The sequence below is a fragment of the Pseudomonas sp. 39004 genome, assembly GCF_028682155.1.
GTDB classification, from domain to species: Bacteria; Pseudomonadota; Gammaproteobacteria; order Pseudomonadales; family Pseudomonadaceae; genus Aquipseudomonas; species Aquipseudomonas capeferrum.
This window is the reverse complement of sequence record NZ_JANIAG010000102.1, coordinates 1-19,695: the sequence shown is the minus strand read 5'-3', so window position 1 is coordinate 19,695 and position 19,695 is coordinate 1. Positions and strand designations below refer to the sequence as shown.

Sequence of the window (19,695 nt, the reverse complement as noted above, 5' to 3'; positions counted from 1 at the left end):
GCACAGGCCCTAGAAAAACCAAGCCATGCACTTCAGATCAGCGCCCGATCCTCAATCCCTGACCAACCCCAGCAACGCCGCCCTGGCCTCAGGCGTGCGCAAGCACTCGATAAACAACTGGCTCTCCCGCTCCACAGTCGCCTCCAGCGCCTCACGCAGCCCATCCTTGAGCAGGCGCTTGCTGACCCGCAACGCTTCCTGCGGATAACCCTGCAGGCGCCGTGCCAGTTGCCGTGCAGCCGCCAGGCACTGCTCGCCATCGTCATGCAGCTCATTGGCCAAGCCCCAGGCCACCGCCCGCTCGCCATCGAGCAGCTCGTTGGCCATCAGCAAGCGGGCGGCGCGGGCGTGCCCGAGCATACGTGGCAGCAACAGGCTGGAACCAAACTCCGGGCATACCCCCAGCGGCGCAAACGGCATGCGCAGCTTCGCCGAACGGCTGACCAGCACCTGGTCGCAATGCAGCAGCAGGGTGGCACCGATGCCGATCGCCGCGCCACTGACCGCAGCGATCAGCGGCTTCTCCAGGCCCATGACAATGCGCATCAGGCGGAACACCGGGCTGTCCCTGTCGCTGGGCGGGTTGTCGAGGAAATCGCGCAGGTCGTTGCCGGCGCTGAAGCAGTGCGCGCCCCCGGTGATGAGGATCGCCTCCACCTGCGGGTCTTCACCCGCCGCCAGCAGCAGGTCGCCAAACTGGCGGTACATGGCGATGTTCAGGGCATTGAGCTTGTCGGGGCGATTGAAGGTCAGGGTCAGCAGGCCCTGGTCCAGTTCGCGTGTGATCAGGTCGTTCATGGCAGCCGCTTTTTGTTGTTGTGGGTGGGCCCGGGAAAGTGTAACCGCCGGGCAGTGGCCATCAGGGTTTATCATGGCGTTCGGCTTGTTGTACAGTCGTTCAGCCCCGTCAACCGCCCGAGAACCGCCGATGAGTCAGGAAGCCCGCTACCACCGCATGCTGCCGCAATTGCGCAAGGCCAACCTGGTCGAGGCGACCTTGGTCTGCCTCAAACGCCATGGTTTCCAGGGGGCCTCGATCCGCAAGATTTCCGCCGAGGCCGGGGTGTCGGTGGGGCTGATCAGCCACCATTACGCCGGCAAGGACGAACTGGTGGCCGAAGCCTACATGGCGGTCACCGGGCGGGTCATGGGCCTGTTGCGCGAAGCCATGGCCCAGGCCGCGCCCACGGCCCGCGAGCGGCTGTCGGCATTCTTCCGCGCCTCGTTCTGCGCCGAACTGCTCGACCCGCAGCTGCTCGATGCCTGGCTGGCGTTCTGGGGCGCCGTCAAGACCGCCGAGGCGATCAACCAGGTGCATGAACACTCGTATGGCGAATACCGCAACGAGCTGAGCCGGCTGCTTGCCACGCTGGCCGTGGAAGAGGGCTGGCAGGGCTTTGACGCCGACCTGGCGGCGATCAGCCTGAGCGCCTTGCTCGATGGCCTGTGGCTCGAATCGGGCCTGAACCCCGGCACCTTCACCCCGGCCCAGGGCGTGCAGATCTGCGAGGCCTGGGTCGATGGCTTGCAGGCCGGTGGGCGGCAACGCTTCCGCCTGCCCGAGGGCTGTTGATCGCCCGTTCAGTAGCGAGTACGCTGCTGTCGCGAGTGTGTAGACCAAACCAATAAAAAAAGAGACGACACGCAATGACGCCTCGGGTATTGATCGTCGATGACGATCCGCTTATTCGTGACTTGCTGCAGGCCTATCTGTCCCAGGAAGGCTACGACGTGCACTGTGCCGACACCGCCGAAAAGGCCGAGGCGCTGCTTGGCAGCCAGGACGTCGACCTGGTGCTGCTGGACATCCGCCTGCCCGGCAAGGACGGCCTGACCCTGACCCGCGAGCTGCGGGTGCGCTCGGAGGTCGGCATCATCCTCATCACCGGGCGCAACGACGACATCGACCGCATCGTCGGCCTGGAGTGCGGCGCCGACGACTACATCATGAAACCGCTCAACCCCCGTGAGCTGGTGTCGCGCGCCAAAAACCTGATTCGCCGCGTGCGTCATGCCCGCGAGGTGCACCCAACCCCCACCTGCGCACAATCGCTGAAGCAGTTTGCCGACTGGGCGCTGGACACCGACCGCCGGCGCCTGATCGACCCCCGTGGCGGGCAAACCTTGCTGACCCACGGCGAGTTCCAGTTGCTCAGCGTGTTTCTGCGCAACAGTGGCCATACCTTGAGCCGCGACCAGCTGATGGACCAGATTCGCAACCGTGAGTGGATGCCCAACGACCGGTCCATCGACGTGCTGGTCGGCCGCCTGCGCCGCAAGCTGCACGACGACCCGGCCGAGCCGCAGCTGATCATCACCATCCATGGCACCGGTTACCTGTTCACTGCCAGTGTGGCGGCGTGAACACCCTCGGCCGCCTGCTTGCCCTGGCCTTGCTGCTGCCAGGCGTGCAGGCCGCAGCCGTCGATCCGGTGCGCTACTGCGACTACCCGGTATACCCGCCAATTTCCTGGAGCGACGGCCACCAGGTGCGCGGCCTGGCGCCAACGGTGGTCCGTGAGCTGTTCGCGCGGATGGGCCGAGACGTGCAGACCGTGGTGCTGGGCAACTGGAAGCGTTGCTTGATGGACGTTGCCGCCGGGCGGGTGGATGTGGTGCTGGCCTACGACAGCGACCAACGTGACCAAGGCATGCGGTTTTCTTCGGTGCCGGTGATCCGTGAGGAAGTGGCGGTGTTTTACAACCGCCGTCGGCCCGTGCAATTCGAGCACCTGGAAGACCTGGCCCGGTACCGTGGCGGGTTGCTCTACGGTGAAAGCTATGGCGCCGAATTCGACCGTTTCGTCGCCCGTCACCACAACATCGAGCGGGTCTCGTCCAGCCAGCAGAACTTCGGCAAGCTGATCCGTGGGCGCATCGACTTCGTGATTCAGGAGCGGCGCACCGGTGAGCTGTTCATCGAGCACCTGCCCGGCGCCGTAGACATCCGCGCCTTGCCCGCCGCCCTGAGCGTGGACTACCTGCGCGTTGCGGTGTCGCGGCAATCACCGTTGAGCCAGCACATGGACGAGATCGACCGTCAACTGCAGCGCATGCGCGAAGCCGGCGAGATCGACCGTTGGCTGGAGCAGAGCGAAGTGACCTACCGCGACATGATCGACCTGCCGGCGGACGCGCGATGATCCGCCTGCGCACCGATGGCCTGCTGCGGCGCCTGCTGCTGTTCATCCTGCTGTTCAGCCTGTGCTTCACCGTGCTGGCCAGCTCTGTGCAGTTGTACTTCGAATACCGCCGTGAGATGCGCGATATCGAAGCGCGCATGGCGTTGATCCGCGCCGGTTACTTGGCAAGCCTCGAGCGCAGCCTGTGGGACCTCGACGAAGCGCAACTGGATGTGCAGTTGCGTGGCCTGGTGGACTTTTCCGATGTGGCCCGGGTACGCCTGGTCAGCGATGACTTCACCCTGTTGCGCGGTGATGCCGAGCCCAAGGGGCCCCTGCGCATCGAGCGCTTCCCCCTGGATTACCAGCCGCCCTCGGGGCCGGCGCGGCACCTTGGCGAACTGGAGGTCAGCATCGACCTGGGTGCGGTGCACCGGCGGCTGTATGCCACAGGCCTGGCCAGCCTGCTGTGGATGGGCGTTTTCCTGTGTGGCCTGGCCGTCGCGCTGTCGGGGTTGTTCTACCGCCTGGTGACGCGGCATTTGCAAGTGATGGCCGAATTTGCCCGGCGCATCGGTGCCGGGCATTGGCAGCAGCCGCTGCGCCTGGACCGGCGCCGCTCTGCGCGCCCGGACGAGATCGACACGGTGGCCCATGCGCTGGACGATATGCGCCGGGCCATCCTCAGCGACATCGAGCGCCGCGAGCTCGACCGCCTTGCGCTGCAGGGCAAGCGCGATGAGCTGCAGGCCATGGTCGAGCGGCGCACGGCGAGCCTGGCCCGGGCCAAGGACGAGGCTGAAGCCGCCAACCTGGCAAAGTCGCGCTTTCTGGCGACCATGAGCCATGAGTTGCGCACGCCGCTCAACGGCATTCTGGGCATGGCCGAACTGCTGCGTGGGGCCCGGCTCGACGCAGCCGACCGGCAACGCCTGGAGGCCCTGTACAAGGCCGGCGAAGGGCTGCTGGCCATTCTTGACGAAGTGCTTTGCTTTGCCCGCCTGGAAGAGGGTGAAAGCCACGCCGAAACGCTGGTTTTCTCGCTGCGCCAGCTGTGCGGGGAGGTGCTGGCATTGCTCGAACCCATGGCCCTGGCGCGTGGTGATACGCTGCACGTGGCGATCGACGGGCAGTTGGCCGAGCACCAGCACGGCGCCGAGCAGTACCTGCGCCAGGTGCTGAGCAACCTGCTGGCCAACGCCATCAAGTTTACCGAGCACGGCCAGGTCACGCTGAGGGTGCAGGTGCTGGCCAGCGATGAACGCGGGCAACGGTTGCGGGTGTCGGTCAGTGACAATGGCATCGGCATCGAACCGGCCATGCAGGCGAAGATCTTCGACCGCTTCATCCAGGCCAGCGAAGCCGTGGCACGGCGCTACGGGGGCACCGGCCTGGGCCTGGCGATCTGCAAGCACCTGGTGCAAAAGCTGGGCGGGTGCATAGGCCTGGACAGCGTGCCAGGGCAGGGCAGTTGCTTCTGGTTCGAGCTCGACATGGCGCGTGGGCAGCCTGCCGTCGCCCGTGAGCACGCTCACGTGGCCTCGGCCAGCCTGGATATCCTGGTGGTCGAGGACGTGGCGCTGAACCGCGAGGTGGTGGGCGGCTTGCTGGCCCGCGATGGCCACCAGGTGTGCTTTGCCGAGGATGCCGAGCAAGCCCTGCAAGCCTGTGCCCAGCGGCGGTTCTGCCTGATCCTGCTGGATGTGCACTTGCCCGGCATGAACGGGGTGGAGTTGTGCCGGCGTATCCGCGCTACCCCAGGGCCAAACCGTGACAGCCGCATCCTGGCGCTGACCGCCGGGGTGCAGCCAGCGCAGGTGCCCGGTTACCTGGCCGCCGGCATGCAGGGCGTACTGGCCAAGCCGCTGCGGCTGGGCCAGCTGCGCCAGGCCCTGGCCGAGGCGGCGCCTGCCGAGGTGGCCGCGCCTGCCGATGGCGCGGGCATGGACTGGTCGCTGCTGCAAACCCACCGCAGCTTGCTCGGTGAGCAGAAGCTTCAGGACCTGCTGGCGGTGTTGCGCCAGTTGCTCGAGCAGCACGCTACCGCGTTGGCCGATGCCCTGCAGGCCATGGACTGCACAGAAGTGTCGCACCTGGCGCACCGCCTGGCGGGCAGTTGCGATTCCCTGGGTTTTGCCGGCCTGGCTGCGCTGTTGCGCCGCCTTGAGGCGGCAGCACAGCGTCACGACGCGCAGGCGCTGCTGGCGCTCGGCGAGCCGCTGACAGCCCAGCTGGAACAGGCCCGCTCGACCCTGCAACAGCTGACCCAGCGCTGACGTACAAAAAACTTACGACTTTTTACATCTTCGAGCGGTTCGTACAACGGCACCTTACATCCGTTTCCAATAATCGATGGCAACCGTGTTGCACGCGGTCCATGAGGCTTATTGGAGATAACAATAATGACATGCCGTAGCGCTCAGCCCCTCCTTGAACCAACGCTTGTAAGCGGCGCGCCCGCGTTGCCACGCACCCCCTGCAACGGTGGGGTGCGCCATGACTGACACCCACGAAGGCAAGATCCAGCTTACCCGCGCGCTGAAAAGCCGGCACATCTTCATGCTGTCGCTGGGCGGCGTGATCGGCACCGGTCTGTTCATGGGCTCGGGCGTGACCATCAACCAGGGCGGGCCGATGGGCGCGATCCTGGCCTACCTGGTGGCGGGGCTGTTGATGTACCTGGTGATGGTCTGCCTGGGCGAGCTGTCGGTGCAGATGCCGGTCTCCGGTTCGTTCCAGGCCCATGCCACCAAGTTCATCGGCCCGGCCACCGGCTTCATGATCGGCTGGGTGTACTGGATGAGCTGGGCCACCACCGTGGGCCTGGAGTTCACCGCTGCAGGCATGTTGATGACCCGCTGGTTCCCCGAGGTGCCGATCTGGTACTGGTCGGCGTTGTTCGTGGTCGTGCTGTTCGGCCTCAATGCCTTGGCCACGCGGGCCTTTGGCGAGGCGGAGTATTGGTTCTCGGGGATCAAGGTGGCGACCATCCTCGGCTTCATCGTGATCGGCCTGCTGGTGATCTTTGGCGCCATCCCGCTGAACAGCGGGGCGCCGGCACCGATGCTGAACAACCTGATGGGCGAGTCGGTGTTCCCCCACGGGCTGTCGGCGGTGTTCGCGGTGATGATGACCGTGGTGTATGCCTTCCAGGGCTGCGAAATCATGGGCGTGGCGGCCGGCGAGACCGAGCACCCGGAAAAGAGCATCCCCCGCGCCGTGCGCAACGTGGTGTTCCGCGTGTTGATCTTCTACGTGCTGGCGATTGCCGTGCTGTCGGCCATCGTGCCCTACGAGCAGGCCGGCTTGATGGAAAGCCCGTTCGTGCAGGTGTTCGACATGGTCGGCATTCCTTATGCGGCCGACCTGATGAACTTCGTCATCCTCACCGCCATCCTGTCGGTGGGTAACTCCGGGCTGTATGCCTCCACTCGCATTCTCTGGGCGATGTCGAAGACGGGCATGGCGCCCAGAAGCCTGTCGCCGTTGAGCAAACGCGGTGTACCGCTGCGTGCCCTGAGCATCACCCTGTGCTTTGCCCTGGTGTCGCTGATGACCAGCTTCATCGCCGCCGACACCTTGTTCATGGTGCTGATGGCAGTGAGTGGCATGTCTGGCACGGTGACCTGGATCGTCATCGCCCTGGCGCAGTACCGGTTCCGCAAGGCGTTTCTGCGCGATGGTGGGCAGCTGCAGGACCTCAAGTACAAGGCGCCGCTGTATCCGCTGGTGCCGCTGCTGTGCATCACCCTGTGCTGCTCGCTGTTCGTATTTCTGGCCATGGATGAGACCCAGCGGCCGTCGTTGTACTGGGGCTTTGGCTTCATTGCCCTGTGCTATGCGGCGTATTTCGTGGTGAACCGTCGGCGCCAGGGGGCCTTGGCGCCGAGTGTGGGGTAGGGCTTGGGTCTGCCGGGGCCGCTCCTCCAACAGAACGCGGTCGTCTGTAGGAGCGGCCTCGCGTCGCGAAAGGGCTGCAAAGCAGCCCCCCGCTATCTCACAGCTCACCGCAAAAACCCGAGTTGTGCAAAGTTGTAACAACCCACTCCACCTTGTTGAACACTCGTTTAGTATCACTTCGTCAAGCCCTCCACCCCTAACAACAATACCGAGAGGCCCCCATGACTACCCCGTCATCGTCACTGTTGAGCAAGGTCGAAGCCGGCGTTGCCTGGATCACCCTCAACCGCCCCGAACAGCGCAACGCGCTGGACATCCCCACCCTCAAGCAACTACATGCCCTGCTGGACACCTGTAACAGCGACCCGGCTGTACGCGTGGTGGTGCTGACCGGCAGCGGGCGCAGCTTCTGCGCCGGTGCCGACCTTGCCGAGTGGGCCGAAGCCGAAGCCCGGGGCGCGCTGGAAAGCTACGGCTGGACCGAGACTGCCCACGCCCTGATGCTGCGCCTGCACACCCTCGACAAACCCACCCTCGCCGCCATCAATGGCACCGCCGTCGGCGGCGGCATGGACCTGACCCTGTGCTGCGACCTGCGCATCGCTGCCGCCTCGGCCCGATTCAAGGCCGGTTACACCAGCATGGCCTACAGCCCCGACGCCGGCGCCAGCTGGCACCTGCCACGGCTGATCGGCAGCGAGCAAGCCAAACGGCTGTTGTTCCTCGATGAGCTGTGGGGCGCCGAACGCGCGTTGGCGGCAGGGCTGGTGAGCGAGGTCTGCGCCGACGAGCAATTGCCTGCAGTGGCTGCCGAACTGGCCGGCCGCCTGGCCAACGGCCCGACCTTCGCCTACGCGCAGACCAAGCGGCTGATCCGCGAGGGCGCGCAACGCACCCTGGCCGAGCAGCTCGAGGCCGAGCGCCAGGCCGGCTTGCTGTGCGGGCGTAGCCAGGACGGCGCCGAGGCGCTCAAGGCCTCGCTGCAACGCCGCCCGCCACACTTCGTCGGCCAATAACCCGTTCCCCCTCCAGGACCTTCGCAGATGAATTTCCAACTGACCCAAGAACAAGAAATGTTGGTGGAAGCGGTACGCAGCTTCGTGGCCAAGGAACTGCTGCCCCATGAAGACGCGGTAGACCGCGCCGACGCCGTGTCGCCGGAGCTTGCCGCGCAGATCCGCGGCAAGGCCATCGCCGCCGGGTTCTACGCCTTCAACATGCCCGAGGAAGTCGGCGGCGGTGGCCTCGACTACCTGTCCCAGGCACTGATCGAGCGCGAGTTGTCCAAGGTTTCCTGGGCACTGCACGTGTTCGTCGCGCGCCCCTCGAAAATCCTCATGGCCTGCAAGGACCAACAGATCACCGATTACCTGCTGCCGTGCGTGCAGGGTGAAAAGACCGATTGCTTCGCCCTGACCGAACCCGGCGCCGGCTCTGATGCCAACGCCATCAAGACCCGCGCCGTACGTCAGGGCGACGACTACGTGATCAACGGCAGCAAGCACTTCATCAGCCACGCCGGCCATGCCGACTTCGCCATCGTCTTCGCGGTCACCGACACCTACGAGCACAACGGGCGCAAGCGCAATGCGGTCACCGCCTTGCTGGTCGACCGGGATACCCCCGGCATGACCATCCGCCGCGGGCCCAAGTGCGTGAGCAACCGGGGTTATCACACCTACGAGCTGTTCTTCGACGACTGCCGGGTACCGGCCAGCAAGGTGCTGGGCGAGGTCGGCAAGGGCTGGGAAGTGGCCAACGCCTGGCTTACTGCCGGCCGCGTGATGGTCGCTGCCAACTGCGTCGGCCAAGCCCAGCGCGCACTGGACGCCTCGCTGCAGTGGGCTGCCGACCGCAAGCAGTTTGGCCAACCCATCGGCAGCTACCAGGGCGTGTCGTTCAAGCTGGCCGACATGGCCACGCAGATCCGCGCCGCCGAACTGCTCACCCTGCACACCGCCTGGAAGATGGACCAAGGCAACATGACCGATGGCGAAGCGGGCATGGCCAAATTGTTCGCCAGCGAAGTGCTGGGCAAGGTCGCCGACGAAGCCGTGCAGATTTTTGGCGGCATGGGCCTGATGGACGAAGGGCCGGTCGAACGCATCTGGCGCAACGCCCGCATCGAGCGGATCTGGGAGGGCACCTCGGAAATCCAGCGGCACATCATTGCCCGCGAACTGCTGCGCCCGTTGCTGCGTTGATCGCCCTGGAGAATCAGCATGTCGCATTCGATTCGTGACAACCTCAAGCGCCTGCTGGCGCCACGGCACCTGGCCTTCGTGGGCGGGCGCAGCATGGCCCGGGCCCTCAAGCGCTGTGCCGAAGGTGGCTTTGCCGGCCCGCTGTGGCTGGTCAACCCGCAGCACGCCAGCCTCGAGGGCATCCCCTGTGTGGCGCAGGTGGCGGACTTGCCCTGCGCGCCTGACGCGGTGTTCATCGCCACCAACCGCGAGCTGACCCTGCACTGCGTCGAGGCGCTGGCCGCCCTCGGTGCCGGGGGTGCCATCTGCTATGCCTCGGGCTTTGCCGAGAGCGGCGAGCAAGGCCGCCTGCTGCAGCAGCGCTTGCTGGCGGCGGCCGGCAACATGGCCTTGCTCGGCCCCAACTGCTATGGCCTGCTCGACTACCTGCACGGCGCCGCCCTGTGGCCGGTGGCCCATGGCGGCAAGCAGGTAGAGAAGGGCGTGGCGATCCTCACCCAAAGCGGCAACTTCGCCTACAACCTGTCCATGAGCGACCGTTCGTTGCCGGTGGCTTACATGGCGTCGGTCGGCAACCAGGCGCAGCTGGGCGTGGCCGAGCTGATGGACGTGCTGCTCGACGACCCACGGGTGACCGCCATCGGCTTGCACCTCGAGGGCCTGAAAAACGTGCCCGGCTTTGCCCGCGCCGCGTACAAGGCGCTGCAGCAGGGCACGCCGATCATTGCCCTGAAGACTGGCGTGTCGCAGATCGGTGCGGAACTGGCGCTCAGCCACACCAGCTCGCTGTCTGGCTCCGATGCCCTGTATGACAGCCTGTTCCAGCGCCTGGGCGTGATTCGCGTGAGTGGCCCGGTGAGCTTCGTCGAGACGCTCAAGGCCGCCGCTTGCGGCCGCCTGCCTGGCGATGGCCGGCTGCTCGCGCTGGCCTGTTCGGGCGGTGACGCCGGTTTGATCGCCGACTACGCCGAGCGCAACCAGCTGAGCCTGCCCAGCCTGGAGCAGGGGCAGGTCGCCGCGCTGGCCCACGTGCTGCCGGCCTACGCCAACCTGGTCAACCCGCTGGATTTCACCACCGCGATCTGGGGCGATGAGGCGGCCCTGCAACGCATGCTCGACAGCAGCCTGTGCGGCGCGGCGGATGCGGCCATGCTGGTGCTCGACTACCCGGCGCAGTTCACCGGCGAGCGCAAGGAATGCGACCTGTTGCTGGCGCTGTACTGCGATGCGCTGGAGCGCCACGGCAAGATCGGCTTCGTCACCTCGGCGTTTCCCGAGCTGTTGCCGGCAGCCGCCCGTGAACGTCTGCATGCGCGCGGCATCGCTGCGCTGCAAGGGGTTGAAGATGGCTTGGCGGCGTGGGGGCGGATCGTGGCGTATCAACGCAGCCGCCAGCGCCTGCTGGAGCAAGGCGAGGCGGCGCAGCTACCGCTGAGCCCACAGCCCCTCGAAGGCGCTGGCCGTCTGCTGGATGAATGGCAGTCCAAACAAGCCCTGAGCGCCTTTGGCCTGCCGGTGCCGGCCGGTGTGCTGAGTACCCCTGAACGCGCGCTGGACGATGCTGCCGGGGTGGGCTACCCACTGGTGCTCAAGGCCGTCAGTGCGCAGTTGCCGCACAAGACCGAAGCCGGTGCGGTGGCGCTGAACCTGCGTGATGCAGCGGCGCTGCAGGCCGCCCTGGTGCAGATGCGCGAGCGCATCGGCGCCTATGCGCCAGGCGTGCCGTTCGACCAGATACTGCTCGAACCCATGGCGCCGCCGCCGTTGGCCGAGCTGATCGTCGGTATCAAGCGTGAGAACGATTTCGCCCTGGCCTTGGTGATCGGTGCTGGCGGCGTGCTGGTGGAGCTGCTCAAGGACAGCGTCAGCCTGTTGCTGCCGACCACCGACAGCGCCATCCGCGCCGCGCTGCTGGGCCTGCGCAGCGCCAGCCTGTTGCAAGGCTTCCGTGGCCGCCCGGCGGCCGACCTGGAGGCACTGGTGGCGGCGATCCGCGCCGTGGCCGACTACGCCTGTGAAAACGCCGGGCAATTGCTGGAACTGGATGTGAACCCATTGATGGTTGGTGCCCACGGCACCACTGCGGTCGATGCGCTGATCCGCCTCGGCCAGCTGCAAGGAGATCAACATGCATGAGCGCCCGATGACTGCCGGCCAGGCGCTGGTACGGCTGCTGGCCAACTACGGGGTGGATACCGTGTTTGGTATCCCTGGGGTGCATACCCTGGAGCTGTACCGCGGCTTGCCCGGCAGTGGCATCCGCCATGTGCTGACCCGGCATGAGCAGGGCGCCGGCTTCATGGCAGATGGTTATGCCCGGGTCAGCGGCAGGCCGGGGGTGTGCTTCGTCATCACCGGCCCAGGTGTGACCAATGCCGCCACCGCCATTGGCCAGGCCTATGCCGACTCGATCCCGCTGCTGGTGATTTCCAGCGTCAACCACACGGCCAGCCTGGGCAAAGGCTGGGGCTGCCTGCATGAAACCCAGGACCAGCGCGCCATGACTGCGCCGATCACGGCGTTTTCCGCTGTGGCGCTGGGCGCCGAAGACCTGCCCGGGCTGATTGCCCGTGCCTGGGCGGTATTCGACAGCGAACGCCCGCGCCCGGTGCACATCTCGGTGCCGCTGGACGTGCTGGCCGCGCCCGTTGCCCGCGACTGGAGCGACGAGGTGGTGCGCCGGCCAGGGCGGGGCCAGCCCGACCAGGCCACGCTGGGCCAGGCCGCGCTGAAGCTGGCCGCAGCCAAACGGCCAATGATCATCGCCGGCGGCGGTGCATTGCGCGCTGCCGAACAACTTCAGCAGCTGAGCACGCGCCTGGCCGCGCCGCTGTTCACCAGCGTCGCCGGCAAGGGCCTGCTGCCTCCCGAGGCGCCGCTCAATGCCGGTTCGAGCCTGTGCGTGGCGCCAGGCTGGCAACTGATCAGCGAAGCCGATGTGGTGCTGGCGGTGGGCACCGAAATGGCCGACACCGACTTCTGGCGCGAGCGCCTGCCGGTCAATGGCGAGTTGCTGCGGGTGGACATCGACCCGCGCAAGTTCAACGACTTCTACCCTTGCGCCGTGGCCCTGCACGGTGATGCGCGGCAGACCCTCGACGGCTTGCTGGCGTCCTTGCCCGAGGGCGATCGCGACCCTCGTCAGGCCATCGCAACGGTGGCCGCCCTGCGCCAGGCCATCCGTGACGGGCATGCGCCGTTGCAGGCCATTCACCAGGCCATCCTCGATCGCATCGAAGCGGTGCTGCCGGATGACGCCTTCATCAGCAGCGACATGACCCAACTGGCCTACACCGGCAACTACGCCTTTGCCAGCCGGGCGCCGCGCAGCTGGCTGCACCCCACCGGTTACGGCACCCTAGGCTACGGCCTGCCGGCAGGTATCGGCGGCATGTTCGCCACTGACCACCGCCCCGGCCTGGTGCTGGTCGGCGACGGCGGTTTCCTCTATACCGCCCAGGAGCTGGCCACCGCCGTCGAGGAACTGGACCGGCCGCTGGTGGTGCTGCTGTGGAACAACGATGCCCTCGGGCAGATCCGTGACGACATGCTCGGCCTGGACATCGAGCCGGTTGGCGTGCTGCCGCGCAACCCCGACTTCATCGGCCTGGCCCGCGCATTTGGCTGCGCAGTGCGCCAGCCGCGCGACCTGGATGCCTTGCAGGCAGACCTGGCCTGCGGCTTCGCCACGCCAGGCGTGACCTTTATCGAACTCAAACATACCTGCGTCTGCTGACAGCGGCGCATTACCCATGACAAGAGAAACCCCCATGCCATTTCGCCGCACGCTTCTGGCTGCTTCCCTGGCCCTGCTGATCACCGGCCAGGCCCCGCTGTATGCCGCACCACCGCTGTCGATGGACAACGGCAGCAACGCCCTGACCGTGCAAAACAGCAATGCCTGGGTCGAGGTCAGCGCAAGCGCCCTGCAACACAACATCCGCACCCTGCAAGCGGAGCTGGGTGGCAAGTCCAAGTTGTGCGCCGTGCTCAAGGCCGACGCCTACGGCCACGGCATCGGCCTGGTGATGCCCTCGGTCATCGCCCTTGGCGTGCCCTGCGTGGCGGTGGCCAGCAACGAGGAAGCCCGTGTGGTGAGGGCCAGCGGCTTTACCGGGCAACTGGTGCGGGTGCGCCTGGCCAGCCTGAGCGAGCTGGAAGATGCCTTGCAATACGACATGGAAGAACTGGTCGGCAGCGCCGAATTCGCCCGCCAGGCCGACGCCATCGCCGAGCGCCATGGCAAGACCTTGCGCATTCACCTGGCGCTCAATTCCAGCGGCATGAGCCGCAACGGGGTGGAGATGGCCAGTTGGAGCGGGCGCGGTGAAGCGCTGCAGGTCACCGACCAGAAGCACCTGAAGCTGGTGGCGTTGATGACCCACTTCGCCGTGGAAGACAAGGACGATGTACGCAAGGGCCTGGCAGCGTTCAACCAGCAGGCCGACTGGCTGATCAAGCATGCAAAGCTTGACCGCAGCCAGCTGACCCTGCACGCGGCCAACTCCTTCGCTACCCTGGAGGTGCCCGAGGCGCGCCTAGACATGGTCCGCACCGGCGGTGCGCTGTTCGGCGATACCGTGCCGGCGCGCACCGAGTACCAGCGCGCCATGCAGTTCAAGTCGCGGGTGGCCGCCGTGCACAGCTACCCGGCCGGCAACACTGTCGGCTATGACCGCACCTTTACCCTGGCGCGTGACGCGCGCCTGGCCAATATCACCGTCGGCTACTCTGACGGCTACCGCCGGGTATTCACCAACAAGGGCCATGTGCTGATCAACGGCCACCGCGTGCCGGTGGTGGGCAAGGTGTCGATGAATACCTTGATGGTCGATGTCACCGACTTCCCCGACGTCAAGAACGGCAACGAAGTGGTGCTGTTCGGCAAGCAGGCCGGGGGTGAGATCACCCAGGGCGAAATGGAAGACATCAACGGTGCATTGCTGGCTGACCTGTACACCGTGTGGGGCAGCTCAAACCCGAAGATTCTCGTCGACTGACCCCGTACTGAAGGGAGATTGCCATGCATTACGCCAAGCTGACCCAACGTATCGCCGGCGACGGCGCCGCCGCCTGGGACATCCACTACCGCGCCCTGGCGCTGCAGGCCGAGGGCAAGGACATCCTGCTGCTGTCGGTGGGGGACCCGGACTTCGACACCCCGGCCCCCATCGTCGAGGCTGCCATCGACAGCCTGCGAGCAGGCCATACCCATTACGCCGATGTGCGCGGCAAGCTCGCCCTGCGCCAGGCCATCGCCGATCGCCACCGGCAACGCAGCGGCCAGGCCGTCAGTGCCGAGCAGGTCACGGTGCTGGCGGGTGCGCAGTGCGCGTTGTTCTGCGTGGCCCAGTGCGTGCTCGACCCCGGCGATGAGGTGATTGTCGCCGAGCCCATGTACGTCACCTACGAGGCGGTGTTCGGTGCCTGCGGCGCCAAAGTGGTACCGGTGCCGGTCAAGCCGGAGAACGGTTTTCGGGTGTGCCCGCAGGACGTCGCGGCGCGCATCACCCCGCGTACCCGCGCCCTGGCCCTGAACAGCCCGCACAACCCCTCGGGGGCAAGCTTGCCGCGCGCGACCTGGGAGGCACTGGCAGCGCTGTGCATCGCCCACGACCTGTGGCTGATCTCTGACGAGGTGTACAGCGAGCTGCTGTACGACGGCGAGCATGTCAGCCCTGGCAGCCTGCCGGGCATGGCCGAGCGCACCGCCACCCTCAACAGCCTGTCGAAATCCCACGCCATGACTGGCTGGCGGGTGGGCTGGGTAGTGAGCTCACCTGAGCTGGCCACGCACCTGGAAAACCTGGCCCTGTGCATGCTGTATGGCTCGCCGGACTTTATCCAGGACGCCGCCGTGGTGGCCTTGACCCAGCCGATGCCAGCACTTGAGGCCATGCGCGACGCCTATCGCCAGCGCCGCGACCTGGTGTGCGAACACTTGGCGGGTTGCCCGGGCGTCAAGGCCCTGAAACCCGATGGCGGCATGTTCGTGATGGTCGATATTCGCGCAACCGGCCTCAGCGCGCAGGCCTTTGCCGACCGCCTGCTGGACCGCGAAGGTGTGTCGGTGCTGGCCGGCGAGGCCTTTGGCCCCAGCGCCGCCGGGCACATTCGCCTGGGGCTGGTGGTGGGCCCCGAGGCGCTGGTCGATGCCTGCCAGCGCATTGCCCGTTGTGCCCAGGCACTGATGCAACAGCAGGCCCCTGCGTGAGTAAGCACGGCTGTATCGAGTGTTGCGCCGTCGCTGACGCATCCCGTTTTGTGTGAGGAGAAACGTTGTGAATGTACTGATCGTCCACGCTCACCCCGAGCCACAATCCTTCACCGCAGCCCTGCGTGACCAGGCCGTGGCCACCTTTCGCGACCAGGGCCACCCGGTGCAGGTCAGCGACCTGTACGCCATGGGCTGGAACCCGGTAGCCAGTGCTGATGATTTCGCCCAGCGCGAGAACCCCGAGTACCTGGTCTATGCCCTGGAGCAGCGCCTGGGGGTCAAGAGCGGCGCTATCGCTGCGGACATCCAGCAAGAGCTGGACAAGCTGTTATGGGCGGACCTGCTGGTGCTGAACTTCCCGATCTTCTGGTTCTCGGCGCCGGCCATGCTAAAGGGCTGGATCGACCGGGTGCTGGTGTCGGGCGTGTGCTATGGCGGCAAGCGCTTCTACGATCAGGGCGGGCTGGCTGGCAAGAAGGCGCTGGTGACGGTGACCCTGGGCGGGCGTGAGCACATGTTTGGCGAAGGGGCGATTCACGGGCCGCTCGAGGACATGTTGCGGCCGATCCTGCGGGGGACGCTGGCCTATGTCGGGTTCGAGGTGCTGCCACCGTTCGTGGCCTGGCACGTGCCGTACATCAGCGCCGAGGCCCGCCAGGGGTTTTTGCAGCAATACCAGCAGCGTCTGGAGCAGTTGGCAGACGACCAGCCGCTGGTGTTCCCGCGCTTGGCGCAGTTCGATGAGGCGTTGTATCCGCTGGCGTAAATGCCAACCGCCCAAAAACGACCACCCACACATTCGGGGTATGTTGCCCTCAAGCAAATCCCCCGATAGTGAACCCATCGGCTCGATCCGGAGCAGTCACACGATGGAGTTGCTATGCGCAAGGCACTGAAGGTGATTGGCGGTCTGCTGCTGGCGTCGGCCGCCACGCAGGCACTGGCGGTGGAGGAGGGCAGTGCGAACACGTTAAGGCTGTACAACTGGACCGACTACATCGGCGAGACCACCCTGGCCGACTTCGAGAAGGCCACCGGCATCAAGGTCGTCTACGACACCTTCGATGGCTACGAGACCGTCCAGACCAAACTGCTGACCGGCCGCTCCGGCTATGACCTGGTGATGCTCAACGCTTCCCTGGTACCCCCCTTGATCCAGGCTGGCGTGTTCCAGGCGTTGGACAAGCAGCAACTGCCCAGTTGGCACAACCTGGATGAGCAGGTGGTCAGCAACCTGCAAGGGTACGACCCGGGGCTGAAATACTCGGCACCCTACACCTGGGGCAGTTCAGGCATCACCTACAACGTCGACAAGATCACCGCGCGCATGCCCGATGCACCGATCGGCTCGCTGGCCATGCTGTTCGACCCCAAGATCGTCTCGCGCTTCGCCGACTGCGGCGTCACCTTGATGGACGCGCCGACCGAGGTGATCCCGCTGGCCCTGCAGTACCTGGGCAAGGACCCACGCAGCGCAGCGCCGGCCGACCTCAAGGCTGCCGAGCAACTGCTGATGGGCATTCGCCCGTACATCCGCAAGTTCGATTCGGTCAACTACCTCACCAGCCTGCCCAATGGCGATGTCTGCCTGGCACTGACCTGGTCAGGTGACTACGCCACCGCCCAGGCCCGTGCGGTAGAAGCGAAGAAGGCCATCAAGCTGTCGTTCTTCATCCCCAAGGAAGGCTCGCTGATCTGGTTCGACAACCTGTACATCCCCAAGGACGCGCCGCACGCGGCCAACGCGCACCGCTTTATCGAGTTTTTGCTGCAGCCGCAAACCATGGCCAAGGTCACCGACTACATCCACTACGCCAACAGCAATGCCGCTGCCACGGCGTTGGTACAGGCCGACATCCGCCAGGACCCGGCGATCTACCCCGATGCCAAGACCCGCGAACGCCTGTTCGCGCAGAAGACCCAGAGCCCCAAGGACATGCGTGCCATCACCCGGGTCTGGAGCACGGTCAAGACCGGTTTCTGAACACTGCCAACCGATTCCCGCCAAGGAGCTGCCCATGGCCACCCCAAGCAAAGCATTCGCCATCGCCCACGACCCACTGGTGGACGCCGACAAGGCCCACTACATGCACGGCTACCATGTGTTCGACGAGCACCGCGAACAGGGCGCGCTGAACATCGTCGAAGGTGAAGGCGCCTACATTCGCGATACTCACGGCAACCGTTTTCTCGATGCGGTCGGCGGCATGTGGTGCACCAATATCGGCCTGGGCCGCGAAGAGATGGCCCTGGCCATCGCCGACCAGGTACGCAAGCTGGCCTACTCCAATCCGTTTTCCGATATGGCCAACGACGTCGCCATCGCGCTGTGCCAGAAGCTTGCGCAACTGGCGCCGGGCGACCTCGACCACGTGTTCCTCACCACGGGTGGCTCCACCGCTGTCGACACCGCCTACCGGCTGATCCAGTACTACCAGAACTGCCGCGGCAAGCCGCACAAAAAGCACGTGATCGCCCGTTACAACGCCTATCACGGCTCCACCACGCTGACCATGGCGATCGGCAACAAGGCGGCCGACCGCGTGCCTGAGTTCGACTACGCCCATGAGCTGATCCACCACGTCTCCAACCCCAACGTGTACCGTGCGCCGGACGACATGGACGAGGCCGAGTTCCTTGACTTCCTGGTGGCCGAGTTCGAAGACAAGATCCTTTCCCTGGGCGCCGACAACGTGGCCGCGTTCTTTGCCGAGCCGATCATGGGTTCGGGCGGGGTGATCATCCCGCCCAAGGGCTACTTCGAGCGCATGTGGCAGGTGTGCCAGACCTACGACATTCTGTTCGTCGCCGACGAAGTGGTGACCTCGTTCGGTCGCCTGGGCACCTTCTTCGCCAGCGAGGAGCTGTTCGGGGTAACCCCGGATATCATCACCACCGCCAAAGGCCTGACCTCGGCTTACCTGCCGCTGGGTGCGTGCATCTTCTCGGAGCGGATCTGGCAGGTGATCGCCGAGCCAGGCAAGGGCCGCTGCTTCACCCACGGCTTCACCTACAGCGGGCACCCGGTGTGCTGCACAGCGGCCCTGAAGAACATCGAGATCATCGAGCGCGAGCAGTTGCTGGCGCACGTCAAGGATGTTGGCAGCTACCTGGAACAACGGCTGCACAGCCTGCGCGACCTGCCCTTGGTCGGGGATGTGCGCTGCATGAAGCTGATGGCCTGTGTCGAGTTCGTTGCCGATAAAGCCAGCAAGGCGTTGTTCCCCGACGCGGTCAACATCGGTGAGCGCATCCATAGCAAAGCCCAGGCCAGGGGGTTGCTGGTTCGGCCGATCATGCACCTGAACGTGATGTCGCCGCCGTTGATCATCACGCACGCGCAAGTGGATGAAATCGTCGAAACCTTGCGCCAGTGCATCATCGAAACGGCGCGTGAGCTCACCGCGCAAGGGCTGTACCAAGGCCGATGAGCCTGGCGCAAAGGGCTGTGCGTGGGCGTGCCTGGCAGGCTAGACTGCCGGGCATGACCCAAGCCTCTCCCGACACTCCGCTCACCCTTTCGCTGGGGGCACTGCAGCAATGGCATGCGGCGCTGCAGCGTGCCCTGAGCCACAGTGAAACGGCCGATGCCCTGCACTACGTGGCCGCCGCGATTGGCGAACTGGTGCAGGTGGAGTCGATGATGATCAGTCTCGAATGCCAGGGGCAGGCACCGCAGCTGCTGTATCAGCAGGGCATCCCCGAAGTGCACCGTGCTGCGGTGCTGGAGCGCTATTTCGCCGCCGGCTATCTGCTCGACCCCTTTTGCCTGGCCGTGCAGAGTGGCCTGGCCGAGGGGTTCTATCACCTCGAAGAAATCGCCCCGGACCACTTCTTCGACAGCGACTACTACAAGGCCTATTACCTGGGCACCGGCTGCAGCGAAGACAGCTACTACATCGTCGACCTCAGCCAGGGGCGCAAGCTGTCCTTCAGCCTGTTCCAGGGGTGCAGTGGCACGCGCTTGAGCAGCGGGCAGATCGACTTGCTGCGGGCGGTCGAGCCGATGGTGCGCGAAGTGCTGGGGCGTTATGCCCGTTACAACCTTGAAGCCGCCACGGCTTCGGCCGAACGCGGCAGCGTTCAGGCGGCGTTCGAGAGTTTTGGTTGCCAGGTGCTTACCGATCGGGAGCGGGAGGTGGCGCACATGATCTTGCGGGGGCATTCGGTGAAGTCCACGGCGGTGCAGCTGGGGATTTCACCGGAGACGGTGCGGATGCACCGCAAGAACCTGTATCTGAAGCTTGAGATC

At 65.6% G+C, this 19,695-nt stretch carries 16 protein-coding genes; 15 read left to right on the top strand and 1 reads right to left on the bottom strand.

Annotated elements, in window-relative coordinates; all coding sequences use genetic code 11:
* Positions 1-51: 51 nt before the first annotated feature.
* Entirely contained in the window at positions 52-798 is a 747-nt protein-coding gene (locus NP534_RS17625) for an enoyl-CoA hydratase (protein ID WP_274099554.1), read from the bottom strand.
* Between the two features lie 130 nt (positions 799-928).
* On the opposite strand from NP534_RS17625, the gene NP534_RS17620 reads away from it, so the two are divergent.
* The 15 genes from NP534_RS17620 to NP534_RS17550 all read left to right on the top strand — a co-directional run.
* Positions 929-1,573, top strand: coding sequence for a TetR family transcriptional regulator C-terminal domain-containing protein (locus NP534_RS17620; RefSeq protein WP_033698782.1), 645 nt, complete (start codon positions 929-931; stop codon positions 1,571-1,573).
* Between the two features lie 74 nt (positions 1,574-1,647).
* Positions 1,648-2,364: a response regulator gene (locus NP534_RS17615; RefSeq protein WP_274099553.1), complete on the top strand. Its 717-nt coding sequence runs from the start codon at positions 1,648-1,650 to the stop codon at positions 2,362-2,364.
* Entirely contained in the window at positions 2,361-3,143 is a 783-nt protein-coding gene (locus NP534_RS17610; protein WP_274099552.1) for a substrate-binding periplasmic protein, read from the top strand. Before NP534_RS17615 ends, NP534_RS17610 begins: the two co-directional genes overlap by 4 nt.
* Positions 3,140-5,398 carry an ATP-binding protein gene (locus NP534_RS17605; protein WP_274099551.1) on the top strand — a complete coding sequence of 753 codons (2,259 nt, stop codon included), beginning with the start codon at positions 3,140-3,142 and terminating at the stop codon, positions 5,396-5,398. Before NP534_RS17610 ends, NP534_RS17605 begins: the two co-directional genes overlap by 4 nt.
* 220 nt (positions 5,399-5,618) lie before the next feature.
* Positions 5,619-7,022, top strand: a complete 1,404-nt coding sequence (locus NP534_RS17600) for an amino acid permease (protein WP_047580965.1) — start codon at positions 5,619-5,621, stop codon at positions 7,020-7,022.
* Positions 7,023-7,243: 221 nt separating this feature from the next.
* On the top strand, positions 7,244-8,038 hold the full coding sequence (locus tag NP534_RS17595) for an enoyl-CoA hydratase/isomerase family protein (RefSeq protein WP_274099550.1): 795 nt from the start codon (positions 7,244-7,246) through the stop codon (positions 8,036-8,038).
* Positions 8,039-8,065: 27 nt separating this feature from the next.
* The gene (locus tag NP534_RS17590; RefSeq protein ID WP_274099549.1) at positions 8,066-9,226 is read left to right on the top strand and encodes an acyl-CoA dehydrogenase family protein; all 1,161 of its coding nucleotides are present in this window, start codon (positions 8,066-8,068) and stop codon (positions 9,224-9,226) included.
* Between the two features lie 18 nt (positions 9,227-9,244).
* On the top strand, positions 9,245-11,362 hold the full coding sequence (locus NP534_RS17585; RefSeq protein ID WP_274099548.1) for an acetate--CoA ligase family protein: 2,118 nt from the start codon (positions 9,245-9,247) through the stop codon (positions 11,360-11,362).
* The gene (locus NP534_RS17580) at positions 11,355-12,962 is read left to right on the top strand and encodes a 5-guanidino-2-oxopentanoate decarboxylase (RefSeq protein WP_274099547.1); all 1,608 of its coding nucleotides are present in this window, start codon (positions 11,355-11,357) and stop codon (positions 12,960-12,962) included. The genes NP534_RS17585 and NP534_RS17580 overlap by 8 nt, the downstream gene beginning before the upstream one ends.
* A 34-nt stretch (positions 12,963-12,996) precedes the next feature.
* The gene (gene alr, locus NP534_RS17575) at positions 12,997-14,226 is read left to right on the top strand and encodes an alanine racemase (RefSeq protein ID WP_274099546.1); all 1,230 of its coding nucleotides are present in this window, start codon (positions 12,997-12,999) and stop codon (positions 14,224-14,226) included.
* Between the two features lie 23 nt (positions 14,227-14,249).
* Positions 14,250-15,440 (top strand): pyridoxal phosphate-dependent aminotransferase, encoded by a 1,191-nt coding sequence (locus tag NP534_RS17570; protein WP_274099545.1) that lies wholly within the window; start codon positions 14,250-14,252, stop codon positions 15,438-15,440.
* Between the two features lie 67 nt (positions 15,441-15,507).
* Positions 15,508-16,209, top strand: a complete 702-nt coding sequence (locus NP534_RS17565; RefSeq protein WP_274099544.1) for an NAD(P)H-dependent oxidoreductase — start codon at positions 15,508-15,510, stop codon at positions 16,207-16,209.
* Between the two features lie 114 nt (positions 16,210-16,323).
* Positions 16,324-17,427, top strand: coding sequence for a polyamine ABC transporter substrate-binding protein (locus NP534_RS17560; protein WP_274099543.1), 1,104 nt, complete (start codon positions 16,324-16,326; stop codon positions 17,425-17,427).
* Between the two features lie 34 nt (positions 17,428-17,461).
* On the top strand, positions 17,462-18,874 hold the full coding sequence (locus tag NP534_RS17555; protein WP_274099542.1) for an aminotransferase: 1,413 nt from the start codon (positions 17,462-17,464) through the stop codon (positions 18,872-18,874).
* Positions 18,871-19,695, top strand: an 825-nt coding sequence (locus NP534_RS17550) for a helix-turn-helix transcriptional regulator (RefSeq protein WP_274099541.1), incomplete at its 3' end; no start/stop codon positions are given. The genes NP534_RS17555 and NP534_RS17550, both read left to right, overlap by 4 nt.

What these genes read in the sequence shown, in the direction of transcription:
- NP534_RS17620 (WP_033698782.1), top strand. Translation starts at nt 929, where the DNA reads ATGAGTCAGGAAGCCCGCTACCACCGCATGCTGCCGCAATTGCGCAAG.
- NP534_RS17590 (WP_274099549.1), top strand. Translation starts at nt 8,066, where the DNA reads ATGAATTTCCAACTGACCCAAGAACAAGAAATGTTGGTGGAAGCGGTA.
- NP534_RS17570 (WP_274099545.1), top strand. Translation starts at nt 14,250, where the DNA reads ATGCATTACGCCAAGCTGACCCAACGTATCGCCGGCGACGGCGCCGCC.
- NP534_RS17595 (WP_274099550.1), top strand. Translation starts at nt 7,244, where the DNA reads ATGACTACCCCGTCATCGTCACTGTTGAGCAAGGTCGAAGCCGGCGTT.
- NP534_RS17585 (WP_274099548.1), top strand. Translation starts at nt 9,245, where the DNA reads ATGTCGCATTCGATTCGTGACAACCTCAAGCGCCTGCTGGCGCCACGG.
- alr (WP_274099546.1), top strand. Translation starts at nt 12,997, where the DNA reads ATGCCATTTCGCCGCACGCTTCTGGCTGCTTCCCTGGCCCTGCTGATC.
- NP534_RS17560 (WP_274099543.1), top strand. Translation starts at nt 16,324, where the DNA reads ATGCGCAAGGCACTGAAGGTGATTGGCGGTCTGCTGCTGGCGTCGGCC.
- NP534_RS17600 (WP_047580965.1), top strand. Translation starts at nt 5,619, where the DNA reads ATGACTGACACCCACGAAGGCAAGATCCAGCTTACCCGCGCGCTGAAA.
- NP534_RS17625 (WP_274099554.1), bottom strand. Translation starts at nt 798, where the DNA reads ATGAACGACCTGATCACACGCGAACTGGACCAGGGCCTGCTGACCCTG.
- NP534_RS17615 (WP_274099553.1), top strand. Translation starts at nt 1,648, where the DNA reads ATGACGCCTCGGGTATTGATCGTCGATGACGATCCGCTTATTCGTGAC.
- NP534_RS17555 (WP_274099542.1), top strand. Translation starts at nt 17,462, where the DNA reads ATGGCCACCCCAAGCAAAGCATTCGCCATCGCCCACGACCCACTGGTG.
- NP534_RS17580 (WP_274099547.1), top strand. Translation starts at nt 11,355, where the DNA reads ATGCATGAGCGCCCGATGACTGCCGGCCAGGCGCTGGTACGGCTGCTG.
- NP534_RS17605 (WP_274099551.1), top strand. Translation starts at nt 3,140, where the DNA reads ATGATCCGCCTGCGCACCGATGGCCTGCTGCGGCGCCTGCTGCTGTTC.